Source organism: Kocuria sp. ChxB (assembly GCF_044359605.1).
Classification (GTDB): Bacteria; Actinomycetota; Actinomycetes; order Actinomycetales; family Micrococcaceae; genus Kocuria; species Kocuria rhizophila.
Genome location: NZ_CP121123.1, coordinates 2,319,630 through 2,331,366, shown reverse-complemented (window position 1 = coordinate 2,331,366; position 11,737 = coordinate 2,319,630). Strand labels below are relative to the sequence as shown.

Genomic DNA, 11,737 nt, shown 5'->3' with positions numbered 1-11,737 from the left:
GAGCCAGAGTACCGCCGCGGCGCAGTGACGCGGATCGCACCCGGGTGCCCCTCCCCGGGGTGGCCACCACCGCGCGCGGCGGCACGCGGCACGGTGGCGCGCGGGCGGCGTCGTCCGCGGCGGGGAGGGTGGTGGTCACCGGCGCCGGGGCAGGCGGCGGTCACCGCAACCGTGGCCGGGCGCGTGATCCTGGGCCACCCCGGGGCGGGAGTAGGCCGCGGGCGCCGCAGCCGGGACGGGCCGGCGGCCGGTTGTCAGAGGACGTCCGTGTCCCCGTTGCGCTTGAGGGAGTCCACGGCGTTCTTCACGCGCTGGGCGTGCTCCGCGGTGGTGACGAGAAGGGCGTCCGGGGTGTCCACCACCACGATGTCCTCCACACCGATCAGCGCGATGAGCCGCCCGGTGTCCGAGACCACGATCCCGGAGGACTCGTCCGCGAGCACCCGGTTGTTCTGCCCCAGGATGGACACCTGGGAATCGGTCTGCGGGTCCACCTTGTTGAGGCGGTTGATCGCGGCGAAGTCCCCCACGTCCTCCCACGTGAAGTCCCCGGGGACCATGGCCACGGCACCCGCGGCGGCGGCGGGCTCCGCCACGGCGTAGTCGATCGCGGTCTTGGTCAGGGTGGGCCAGACCTCGTCCACCACGACGTCGCGCTCGGGGGTGTCCCAGGCGTCGGCGATCCGGTCCAGCCCCCTGGCCAGCTCGGGCTCGCTCTCGCGCAGGTACTCGAGCATGAGACCCACCGGTGCCACGAACATCCCCGCGTTCCACGTGTAGCGGCCGCTGGCCACGTACTGCCGGGCGGTCTCCTCGTCCGGCTTCTCCACGAACTGCTCGACCGCGAGCGCGTGGGGCGCCCCCTCGAGCCCCAGGGACTCCCCCGCCTTGATGTACCCGAAGCCCGTGGCCGGGGACGACGGGGTGATGCCGATGGTCACGATCCGTCCGGTGTCCGCCGCCTGCACCGCCTCGCGGACCACCTCCTGGAACGCCTCCGCGGGCTCCACCACGTGGTCCGCGGCGAACGAGCCGATGATCGCCGTGGGATCGCGCCGGGCGATGAGCGTGCACGCCAGCCCGATCGCCGCCGCCGAGTCCTTCGGCGACGGCTCCAGCACGAGGTCCCCGTCCGTGAGCTCCGGCAGCTGCTCCTGCACCGCTCCCGCGTGCGAGCGTCCCGTGACCACCATGATGGGCCCGTCCGTCAGCGCGGCCAGCCGGTCGTAGGTGGCGCGCAGCAGGGACGAGCCCGAGCCGGTGAGGTCCAGCAGGAACTTGGGGGCGTCCGCGCGGGACAGGGGCCACAGCCGGGAGCCCACGCCGCCCGCCGGGATGAACGGATGGAATCGTTGCAATGGCGAAGTCACGCCCGTCAGTGTACGGCCAGACCCGCGCTGCTCCGCGGATCTCGCGCCTGTGATCTCGCCCGGACGAACGGCATCCCCCGCCCGGGGGACGCCGCTGCCGTCGCCCTTCCCGCCCCGTGCACACCCCGGGGCACGACGCCGCCGCGTGCGGTCCACGTGCCGGGGGTCCGCCCGACGCCGCTCCCGGGGCCACCGCGGAACACCGTCCGGGGCCGCCTCAGAGGGCCGCGATTCGGGAATGCCGAACTGTGCTAATTCCCCGGCCCCGCGCGGTTTTCGGGATGGCGACACGTTGTCAGTGAACTCCCGGGAGGCTGGTATCTTTGTCGAGAACTACCGCATCATCCATGACAGAGCCAGCCAGAGCTCCGCCTTCGCCGTGCACCCGCGCGAGACCGCTACCGAATCTCACCGATCACCAGTGCGCACGACGACGAGCGACACAGGGAGGACATTCCGTGGCGAACTCATCCAGGGGCACCCTTTACCGCGGCCAGTACGGCATGTGGTCCTGGGTTGCCCACCGTATTACCGGCGTGGCCATCTTCTTCTTCCTGCTGGTCCACGTCCTCGACACCGCACTCGTGCGTGTATCCCCCGAGGCGTACAACGCAGTGATTGCCACCTACAAGAACCCCATCATGGGTCTGGGCGAGACCGGCCTGGTGGCCGCGATCGTGTACCACGCCTTCAATGGGCTGCGCATCATCCTGATCGACTTCTGGAAGGGCGGGACCAAGCACCAGAAGGGTCTCCTCTGGGGAGTCATCGCCCTGTGGGTCATCGTGATGATCCCCTTCCTCATCCGCCACCTGTCGATCGTTTTCGGGGGTTGATCCCATGAGCACTCCTCTCAAGACCAAGATCCAGGTCCCCCGCAGCCGGGACCTCGAGGTGGACGGCGTCAAGTACAACCGTGCCTCCTCCTCCCGCAGCAGCTTCGAAATGTTCGCGTGGCTGTTCATGCGCATGTCCGGCGTGCTGCTGGTCGTCCTCGTCTTCGGCCACCTCTTCGTCAACCTCATGGTGGGCGAGGGTGTGCACGCCGTGGACTTCGGCTTTGTGGGCGGCAAGTGGGCCAACCCGTTCTGGCAGGTCTGGGACCTGGTCATGCTGTGGCTGGCCATGCTCCACGGCACCAACGGCATGCGGACCATCATCGACGACTACGCCGCCCGCAGCACCACCCGCTTCTGGCTCAAGGTGCTGCTGTTCGTGGCCTCGGCGTTCGTGATCCTGCTGGGCACCATGGTGATCTTCACCTTCGATCCCTGCCCGGCCGGCGCCGATCCGTCGTTGCTGCCGTCCTTCTGCCCCGCGCAGTGACCCGGCGAACGGCGGGGCCCGCGGGCCCCGCCGTTCGCGGTCGTTCCGGACCACGCCTCCGGACCCCACACTTCTCCCACTCACCCACGTAGAAAGAACATCTGGTATGCAGGTTCACAAGTACGATGTGGTAATCGTCGGCGCCGGCGGCGCCGGCATGCGTGCCGCCATTGAGTCCGGCCAGCGCGCCCGCACTGCCGTACTGACCAAGCTCTACCCCACCCGCTCCCACACGGGCGCGGCGCAGGGTGGCATGTGCGCGGCCCTCGCCAACGTCGAAGAGGACAACTGGGAGTGGCACACCTTCGACACCGTCAAGGGTGGTGACTACCTGGTGGACCAGGACGCCGCCGAGGTCATGGCCAAGGAGGCCATCGACGCGGTGCTCGACCTGGAGCACATGGGTCTTCCCTTCAACCGCACGCCCGAGGGCAAGATCGACCAGCGCCGCTTCGGCGGCCACACCCGTGACCACGGCAAGAGCCCGGTGCGCCGCGCGTGCTACGCCGCGGACCGCACGGGCCACATGATCCTGCAGACCCTCTACCAGACGTGCATCAAGCACAACGTGGAGTTCTTCAACGAGTTCTACGTGCTGGACCTCATCATGGTGGACACCCCCGAGGGGCGTCGCTCCGCCGGTGTGGTGGCCTACGACCTCGCCACCGGCGAGCTGCACGTGTTCCAGGCCAAGTCCGTGGTCTTCGCCTCCGGCGGCGCGGGCAAGGTCTTCAAGACCACCTCCAACGCCCACACCCTCACCGGTGACGGCATGGCCATCGCGTTCCGCAACGGCCTGCCGCTGGAGGACATGGAGTTCGTCCAGTTCCACCCCACGGGACTCGCCGGTCTGGGCATCCTCGTGTCGGAGGCCGCCCGCGGCGAGGGCGGCATCCTGCGCAACGCGGACGGCGAGCGCTTCATGGAGCGCTACGCCCCCACCATCAAGGACCTCGCCCCGCGCGACATCGTGGCCCGATCCATGGCCAACGAGGTGCGCGAGGGCCGCGGCTGCGGTCCCAACAAGGACTACGTGCTGCTGGACCTCACGCACCTGGAGCCGGCGCACATCGACGCCAAGCTCCCGGACATCACGGAGTTCGCCCGCACCTACCTGGGCGTGGAGCCCTACACCGAGCCCGTGCCCGTGTTCCCCACGGCGCACTACTGCATGGGTGGCATCCCCACCGACATCAAGGGCGAGGTCTTCCAGGACTCCGAGACCACGATCCCCGGCCTGTACGCCGCGGGTGAGGTGGCGTGCGTGTCCGTGCACGGCTCCAACCGCCTGGGCACCAACTCCCTGCTGGACATCAACGTGTTCGGCAAGCGCGCCGGGATCTTCGCGGCGGAGTACGCGCAGACCGCCGAGTTCCTGCCCATCCCCGACGACGCCGTGGCCCGCACCGAGGCGCTGCTGGACAACGCCCGCAGCCCCCACGGCAGCGAGAAGGTCGCCGCCATCCGCAAGGACCTGCAGGACACCATGGACCTGAACATGCAGGTGTTCCGCACGGCCGAGACCATCCAGCAGGCGCTGACGGACATCGCCGCTCTCGAGGAGCGCTACGCGAACATCTCCATCCAGGACCAGGGCAAGCGCTTCAACCTGGACCTGCTGGAGGCCGTGGAGCTGGGCTTCCTGCTGGAGCTCGCCAAGGTGATGTCCGTGGCGGCCCTGCACCGTGAGGAGTCCCGCGGCGGACACTTCCGCGAGGACTTCCCTGATCGTGACGATGAGAACTTCATGGTCCACTCCATGGTCTACGAGGACCCGTCGTCAGCCACCGCGGGCATCCGGCAGGAGACCAAGCCGGTGGTCATGACCCGCTACGAGCCGATGGAGCGTAAGTACTGATGTCCACTGCAGTGACCGAGAACCAGAACCAGGACGCCCAGAAGCCCGATACCGAGGGCGAAGAGGCCATCCCCACGTACGACGTGGTGCTGCGGGTCCGCCGCTACAACCCCGAGTTCGAGACCGAGGCGCACTGGGACGAGTGGCCCCTCACCATGTACGGCACCGACCGTGTGCTGGACGCCCTGCACAAGGTCAAGTGGGAGCTGGACGGCTCGCTGTCCTTCCGGCGCTCGTGCGCCCACGGCGTGTGCGGCTCCGATGCCATGCGCATCAACGGCCGCAACCGCCTGGCCTGCAAGACCCTGCTGAAGGACCTGGACCTGTCCAAGCCCATCCTCGTGGAGCCCATCAAGGGTCTTCCGTGCGAGAAGGACCTGATCGTGGACATGGAGCCGTTCTTCCAGTCCTACCGCGAGATCATGCCGTTCCTGGTGAACGAGGACCACACCCCCACCGGGGAGCGGTTCCAGTCCCAGGAGGACCGCGAGCGCTTCGACGACACCACCAAGTGCATCCTGTGCGCGGCGTGCACGTCCTCGTGCCCCGTGTTCTGGACGGACGGGCAGTACTTCGGGCCCGCCGCGATCGTCAACGCGCACCGGTTCATCTTCGACTCGCGCGACCAGGCGGGTGACATGCGTCTGGAGATCCTCAACGACAAGGAGGGCGTGTGGCGCTGCCGCACCACCTTCAACTGCACCGAGGCGTGCCCCCGCGGCATCCAGGTGACCAAGGCCATCGCAGAGGTCAAGAAGGCGGTCTTCGCCTCCGCCCTGTGACCCTCTGACGCAGCCGACAGGCCCCGGGATCCGTTCTGGATCCCGGGGCCTTCGTCGCTGCCGCGAGTGTCCCGTGCGGATACCCGACCAGCTCCCCTCACCACGGCGACGCACCGGCCGGGCTTCACGACCGCGACGCACCCGCCGGCCCCCACGGTCGTCGGCGGGCGGTCCCATGACCGCCGTGGACGGCCCGCAGCCCGACCGCGCGTCGGTGGGTGCGGAACGAGTTCGCGGGCCGGGACCGGGTGGACGAAAGGTCCTACCGCGCGTCGGTGGGGGCGGGACTGCTGCCCGAGGCGCGCCCGAAGTCGACGGGCGCCTCGTGACCGAGTCCCCGTGCGGCGTCGGGAAGGGCGGATGCCGCCACGGCGGCCACGGCCCGGTCCTCGCGCTCGGGCTGGGCACGGGCGCCGCGGATGTCGGCCTGCACCACGGCCCCGGCGGCGGCGGAGAACAGCAGCACCTGGCCGTAGAAGTTGAACCACAGCAGCACACCCACCAGCACGGCCACCGACAGTAGGTAGGGGTTCTCCCCCGCGCGCCCGATGATCTCGCTGCCGCCGTAGCGCAGCACCTGGGAGCCCAGGCCGCCGATCACCACGGTGACCGTGAGCGCCTTGCGGTGCAGCTTGAGCTGGGCCACGCCGCGCACCAGGGTGAAGCTCATCAGGCAGTCCACGAGCAGCCCCACCGCGAACGTGATCGTGGACTTCACCCCACCGTCGAGCCAGGGCTGCAGGGTGGTGAGCCCGATGTCCCCGAGCCACCCGATGATGCCGTCCACCGCGCCCGAGGCGAAGATGCTCACGGTCGCGGAGGCCAGCAGGAGCAGTCCGACGACCACGAGCCAGCCGAGGTCCCGGGCCACGGCCGCCAGCGGAGCGCCGGGCGCCGGGGGCACCTCGAACATCCGGCGGGTCGCCAGGCGCACCCCGGCCACCCAGCGCCACGCGGTGTAGAGCAGCACCACCACGGCCACGGTGGAGGCCACGGAGAAGGGGCCGGTGTTCTCGAGCAGCTCCAGGGGGATCACTCCCCCGTGCCCGTCCCCCACGTCCAGCAGCCCGGGGATCTTCTCCGTCAGCCCCGCCACCAGGTTTTGCTGCAACGGGGAGTTGGTCCCCAGGAACGTGGCGAGTGCCGCGAAGAAGATCACCAGCAGGGCGGTGGAGGCGAACAGGAGCTGGTAGGCCAGACCCGCCGCCATGAGGGGACCGCCGTGGAACGTGTAGTGGCCCACGGTGCGCACCGGGAACAGGGCCATGGTCCGGGCGAAGGCCCACGCGAAGAACGCGCCGAGGCGTCGTCCCGCAGGAGCACCGTGAGAGGCCAGGTCCCGGCGCACGGCGCGGAGTCTACGGTGCTCGGCGGTCAGCCCGGCGCGGTCCACGAGGGCGGGAACCACCGGGGGTGGGTCAGTGCGAGCCACGCTCGTCCGCACCCCGCTGGCCGAAACGGACGGTCTCGCGCACGTGCCACACGCCGTGCTCGTCGCCCTCGTACACGTGCACGCGGTCCACGAGGAAGCCGGCGCGGTAGGTGCGCAGCATCTCCTGCGCCCGGTCCAGGGTCTCGTCGTCGAGCCCGTGGGCCAGGGTGACGTGCGGGTGGTACTCGAAGGGGGAGGCGGAGTCCATTCCGCTGCCGTGCAGGGCCCGGTGCAGGGCGAGGCACTGCTCGCGGCCGCGTTCCACGTCCAGGTAGACCACGGGGGTCACGGGCCGGAACGTGCCGGTGCCGTGGATCTCCAGGTGGAACGGCTCCCACCCGGCCAGCACCCGGCGGACGTGCTCCACGAGCCGGTCCCACTCGCCTCGGGACTCCGAGATCATGAGGGTGATGTGCGGGGAGACGTCCGCGGCCGGGGAGTCCTCGAACGAGGCCCGCCAGTCCTGCAGCTCCTGGCCCGTGGGCTCGGGCAACCGGATGACCACACCGGCGTAGATGTGTCCCGGGCGCACGGTGGGTGAGGTCTGCTGCTCGCTCACGCGATCCTCCTCGACTCGGCCGCGTTCCAGACTATCCCACCGTGTTCCGCGTGGTGCCTCAGGCTCCGGGGAGGAAGCCCATCCGCCCGTACACCTCGGCCAGGGTGCGGGACGCGATGTCCCTGCCCTTCTGGGCACCCCGGGCCAGCAGCCGGTCGAGCTCGGCGGGGTCGTCGAGCAGCTCCTGGGCGCGCTTCTGGATGGGGTCCAGGGTCTGGGTGACCACCTCGGCGAGGTCCACCTTGAGGTGGCCGTACATCTTGCCCTCGTACTCGGCCACCAGGGCGTCCACGGGCGTGCCCGTCAGAGACGAGTAGATGGTGAGCAGGTTGGAGACACCCGGCTTGGCCTGGCGGTCGAAGCGCACCTCGGTGCCGTCGTCCGTGACCGCGGACTTGATCTTCTTGGCGTTGACCTTGGCGGGATCCAGCAGCCGGACCAGTCCCGAGTCCGAGGGAGCGGACTTGGACATCTTGGCCGTGGGGTTCTGCAGGTCGTAGACCTTGGCGGAGTTCTCCAGGATCTTGGCGTCCGGCACGGTGAAGGTCTCGCCGAACCGGGAGTTGAAGCGCTGCGCGAGGGTGCGGGTCAGCTCCAGGTGCTGGCGCTGGTCCTCCCCCACCGGGACCTGCTGGGCCTGGTAAACCAGGATGTCCGCGGCCATCAGCACCGGGTAGGTGAACAGCCCCACCGTGGTGTTCTCCGCCCCCTGCTTCACGGACTTGTCCTTGAACTGGGTCATCCGCGCGGCCTCACCGTAGCCGGTGATGCAGTTGAGCACCCACGCCAGCTGCGTGTGCTCGGGGACCTGGGACTGGATCAGCAGCGTGGAGCGCTCCGGGTCGATGCCCGCGGCGATGTACTGGGCTGCCGTGACCCGGGTGCGCTCGGACATCGTGGCCGGGTCCTGCCCGGTGGTGATGGAGTGCAGGTCCGCCACGAAGAACACGCAGTCGTTGTCGTCCTGCATGTCCACCCAGTTGCGCAGGGCGCCCACGTAGTTGCCCAGGTGCAGGGAGTCCGCGGAGGGCTGGACGCCGGAGACCACGCGCGGGATCTGGTTAACGGGGGTGCTCTGTTCGCTCACGGGGCTGTCTTCTTTCGTTCGTGCGGGCCGCGCAGGACCGCGGTGCGTGGAGGTGCGGGTGACGCGCCGCGTGCGGGCGGCGGCGTCGTGGTCGGGAGTGCGGGAGGTCGTGGTGGCCGGAGCGCGGACGGCGCTGGTGCGTCGGGTACGGGGATCGGGCCGCGCCCCGCTGCGGGGAAGGAGTCCCGCGGCGTCGAACCAGTGCCGCGGCTCAGGCGAGCCGGTAGTCCACCACGAGCGGGGCGTGGTCCGAGAACCGGACGTCGTAGCTCGCGGCCCGGTCCACCGTGGCGCTCCCGGCGCGCGCGGCCAGCCCGGGGGTGGCCATGTGGTAGTCGATGCGCCACCCGGCGTCCGTGTCGAACGCCTTGCCGCGGTAGGACCACCACGTGTAGGGGCCGGGGACGTCCCCGGCCAGGCTGCGGGCCACGTCCACGTAGCCCACGTCCCCGAAGAAGCGGTCGAAGTACGCGCGCTCCTCGGGCAGGAAGCCGGCGTTCTTGACGTTGCCCTTCCAGTTCTTGATGTCCCGCTCGGTGTGGCCCACGTTGAGGTCTCCCACCACGAGCACGTGGTCGGAGCCCTCCGCGAGCCGCGGCAGGCGCGTGAGCATGGCGTCCATGAAGCGGTACTTGTCCGCCTGCTTGGGCGTGTCCACCTCACCGGAGTGCACGTACGCGGAGACCAGGGTGAGCGTCTCCCCGTTGGGGAGCGTGAGGTCGTTCTCGATCCAGCGCCCGGAGTCGTCGAAGTACTCCTCGCCGATCCCCACGCGTGAAGCGGTGGGCAGCAGGGCGCCGTCGAACGCGTCCCGGCGGGTGGCGATCGCCACGCCCGCCCGACCCTTGGCCGCGGCCTCGGCGTGCCGCACGTCCCAGACGTCCTCGTCCAGCAGCTCGCGCGTGATCTTGTCCGGTGCGCGCACCTCCTGCAGGCACAGCAGGTCCACGCCGCGAGGTGCCAGCCACTCGGCCATCCCACGCCGGTAGGCGGCCCGGATGCCGTTCACGTTCACCGTGGCAATGCGTACCGTCTGCCCTGAGTCAGCCATCCGTTGAGTCTCCTCGGTCGTCCATGATGTCTCGTGCGTGCCTGACGCGGAGGGACGACGCCGCTGGGCCCCGTCCCACAGGATCAGTCCACCACCGTACCGCTCACCGGGGTGCCGGAGTCGCGGAGGCTGCGCAGCCCGTTGGCCGCGGTCATGTCGATGGTCTCCAGGGCCCGCCGGACCTGCTCGGGATCCGCCTCCGGGGAGGAGAGTTGCTCCTTGACCACCTTGGACTGCACCAGGATGACCTGCATGCCGTGGGCGAGCTTCTCGTCCCGCAGCGATCGTCCCTCGCCCGCCGCGGACGTGGCGGGGGCTCGACCGTGCTGGGCCTGGAACTGCTCCTGGGCCTGGCGCACCTGCTCCCGTCCGAACACGGCGGCCTTGCGCACCATGGACAGCGCCCACACGGCGAGCATGAGCCAGCCCAGGGCGATGCCCGCGAGGATCCAGCCCAGCAGCGTGTTGGCGTTGGCCGCCTCGATCAGGGCGACCACGAAGATCACCACGAGCACGGCCAGCCCGATCAGGGTGCCCCACAGCGCGGTGCGCCCCGAGCGGGGTGAGCGGTCGGGGTCGGCGGGGTGGACGGCGGGAGATCCGATGGGCTGCATGGGGTCATTGTCTCAAACCCGGCTGTGCGTGCCGAATCGCGCGGGTCCGGGCCGCGCGGCGGGGTCGTGCCCGTGGCGCTCGCCCCCGGACAGGAGTATCAAAGGAGGGTGAGTCACGACCCCGCACCTTCCCCGCGCTCCGACGACGCCGCCACCACGACCTCCCAGCCCTCTCCGAGTCCCGATGCCTCCGGGGGCGAGCAGGAGGAGCTGAGCGACGCCGCGCGCCGTCGCATCCTCGGGGTGCTGCTGGTGCCGCTGTTCATGTCCTTGATCAGCGTGTCCATCGTGAACGTGACCCTGAGCTCCATCCAGCAGGACCTGCACGCGAGCGCCTCCGCACTGCAGTGGGTGCTCACCGGCTACGCCCTGGCCTTCGGCGTCCTGCTGGTGGCCAGCGGGCGGGCCGGGGACGTGTTCGGGCGCCGCAAGCTGTTCGTCGGGGGCATCGCCGTGTTCGCGGGCGCGTCCCTGCTGTGCGGGCTGGCGCCGAACACCACGGTGCTCAACATCGGGCGCGTGGTCCAGGGGCTGGGCTCCGGCATGCTCAACCCGCAGACCGTGGGCATGATCCAGCAGTACTTCCGGGGCCGGGAACGCGCCCGCGCCTTCGGCCTGTTCGGCTCCGTGGTGGGGGTCGCGGTGGCGATCGGGCCCACGCTGGGCGGTCTGCTCATCCAGGTGCTGGGCCCCGGCACGGGGTGGCGCGCGGCGTTCCTGGTGAACGTCCCGATCGCGGTGCTCGCGATCGTGCTCGCCCTGCTGTGGCTGCCCCGTCAGCGCCGCCGCCCCGGCCGCGTGGACATGGACCCCGTGGGGGTGGGCGTGTTCGGCGTCGCGGTGCTCGCCCTGCTGCTGCCCTTCGTGGAGGCTCGGGTGAGCCCCTGGATCTGGCTGTCGCTGCCCGCGGGCCTGCTCCTGCTCTGTGCCTGGGTGCGCTGGGAGCGCCGGTACAAGACCGCGGGCGGCTCCCCCATGGTGGACCTGGAACTGTTCCGCACCGCGAGCTTCAGCTACGGGAGCCTGCTGATCTCCATCTACTTCCTGGGCGTGACGAGCGTGTGGATCGTCGTGGCCATGTACGCCCAGCAGGGGCTGGGACGCACGGCACTTGAGGCCGGGACCCTGGGTCTGCCCGCGTCCGTCCTCTCCGCCGTCATCGCCCCGCTCTCCGGACGCGCCGTGCTGCGCTGGGGACGCACCGTGGTGGTCGTCGGCATGGGCGTGGCGCTGTCCGGGATCCTGCTGTCGGTGCTCGTGGCCCACGGCATGAGCCACTGGGGCTGGCCCATCGCGTGCTTCTACGCCTCGCTCGCGTTCATCGGCGCGGGGCAGGGCGCCGTGATGGCCCCCAACCAGACCCTGAGCTTCGCGGACGTGCCCCTGAAGTTCGCCGGAGCCGCGGGCGGGGTGCTGCAGACGGGTCAGCGCATGGGCACCGCGATCGGCACCGCCCTGATCACGGCCGTCACGTTCGCGGTGCTGGAGCTCGCGGACTGGAACACCGCGTTCGCGGCCGCTTTCGGGGTGATCGCCCTGGTGGTCCTGCTCGCCATGGCCGTGGCCGTGGCGGACGGGCGACGCCGCACGGCCGCCTCCCGCACCTGACCCACGGACCCGGCGCCGCGGCCAGAGGTGGGACGACGCCGCCCGGCGGC

General features: G+C 70.3%; 11 protein-coding genes. 5 read left to right on the top strand and 6 right to left on the bottom strand.

Annotation, left to right across the window (positions count from 1 at the left end):
• Window positions 1-254 precede the first annotated feature (254 nt).
• Window positions 255-1,370, bottom strand: coding sequence for a mannose-1-phosphate guanylyltransferase (locus tag P8S73_RS10235; RefSeq protein ID WP_259920207.1), 1,116 nt, complete (start codon window positions 1,368-1,370; stop codon window positions 255-257).
• A 458-nt stretch (window positions 1,371-1,828) separates the two neighbouring features.
• Between P8S73_RS10235 and sdhC the strand changes: the two genes are divergently transcribed.
• The 4 genes from sdhC (at window position 1,829) to P8S73_RS10215 (ending at window position 5,336) form a co-directional block, all read left to right on the top strand.
• Complete coding sequence (sdhC, locus tag P8S73_RS10230) at window positions 1,829-2,206, top strand: succinate dehydrogenase, cytochrome b556 subunit (RefSeq protein WP_019310203.1); 378 nt, start codon at window positions 1,829-1,831, stop codon at window positions 2,204-2,206.
• 4 nt (window positions 2,207-2,210) lie between these two features.
• Window positions 2,211-2,696: a succinate dehydrogenase hydrophobic membrane anchor subunit gene (locus tag P8S73_RS10225; protein WP_019310204.1), complete on the top strand. Its 486-nt coding sequence runs from the start codon at window positions 2,211-2,213 to the stop codon at window positions 2,694-2,696.
• 106 nt (window positions 2,697-2,802) lie between these two features.
• A complete protein-coding gene (gene sdhA, locus P8S73_RS10220) occupies window positions 2,803-4,554 on the top strand; it encodes a succinate dehydrogenase flavoprotein subunit (protein ID WP_019310205.1) in 1,752 nt (583 codons plus the stop codon).
• Window positions 4,554-5,336 carry a succinate dehydrogenase iron-sulfur subunit gene (locus tag P8S73_RS10215; protein ID WP_039100897.1) on the top strand — a complete coding sequence of 261 codons (783 nt, stop codon included), beginning with the start codon at window positions 4,554-4,556 and terminating at the stop codon, window positions 5,334-5,336. The genes sdhA and P8S73_RS10215 overlap by 1 nt, the downstream gene beginning before the upstream one ends.
• A 262-nt stretch (window positions 5,337-5,598) precedes the next feature.
• Here the strand turns inward: P8S73_RS10215 and P8S73_RS10210 are convergent, their stop codons facing one another.
• The 5 genes from P8S73_RS10210 to P8S73_RS10190 all read right to left on the bottom strand — a co-directional run bounded on the left by P8S73_RS10210 (window position 5,599) and on the right by P8S73_RS10190 (window position 10,079).
• On the bottom strand, window positions 5,599-6,768 hold the full coding sequence (locus tag P8S73_RS10210) for a YihY/virulence factor BrkB family protein (RefSeq protein ID WP_260857956.1): 1,170 nt from the start codon (window positions 6,766-6,768) through the stop codon (window positions 5,599-5,601).
• On the bottom strand, window positions 6,755-7,327 hold the full coding sequence (locus P8S73_RS10205; protein WP_135010349.1) for a 2'-5' RNA ligase family protein: 573 nt from the start codon (window positions 7,325-7,327) through the stop codon (window positions 6,755-6,757). The genes P8S73_RS10210 and P8S73_RS10205 overlap by 14 nt, the downstream gene beginning before the upstream one ends.
• Window positions 7,328-7,385: 58 nt before the next feature.
• Window positions 7,386-8,414 carry a tryptophan--tRNA ligase gene (gene trpS, locus P8S73_RS10200; RefSeq protein ID WP_135010351.1) on the bottom strand — a complete coding sequence of 343 codons (1,029 nt, stop codon included), beginning with the start codon at window positions 8,412-8,414 and terminating at the stop codon, window positions 7,386-7,388.
• Between the two features lie 211 nt (window positions 8,415-8,625).
• Window positions 8,626-9,465 (bottom strand): exodeoxyribonuclease III, encoded by an 840-nt coding sequence (locus tag P8S73_RS10195; RefSeq protein ID WP_135010354.1) that lies wholly within the window; start codon window positions 9,463-9,465, stop codon window positions 8,626-8,628.
• A gap of 83 nt (window positions 9,466-9,548) precedes the next feature.
• A complete protein-coding gene (locus P8S73_RS10190; protein WP_135010356.1) occupies window positions 9,549-10,079 on the bottom strand; it encodes a hypothetical protein in 531 nt (176 codons plus the stop codon).
• A gap of 108 nt (window positions 10,080-10,187) precedes the next feature.
• On the opposite strand from P8S73_RS10190, the gene P8S73_RS10185 reads away from it, so the two are divergent.
• Window positions 10,188-11,687: an MFS transporter gene (locus P8S73_RS10185; protein ID WP_396350370.1), complete on the top strand. Its 1,500-nt coding sequence runs from the start codon at window positions 10,188-10,190 to the stop codon at window positions 11,685-11,687.
• Window positions 11,688-11,737: the final 50 nt, after the last annotated feature.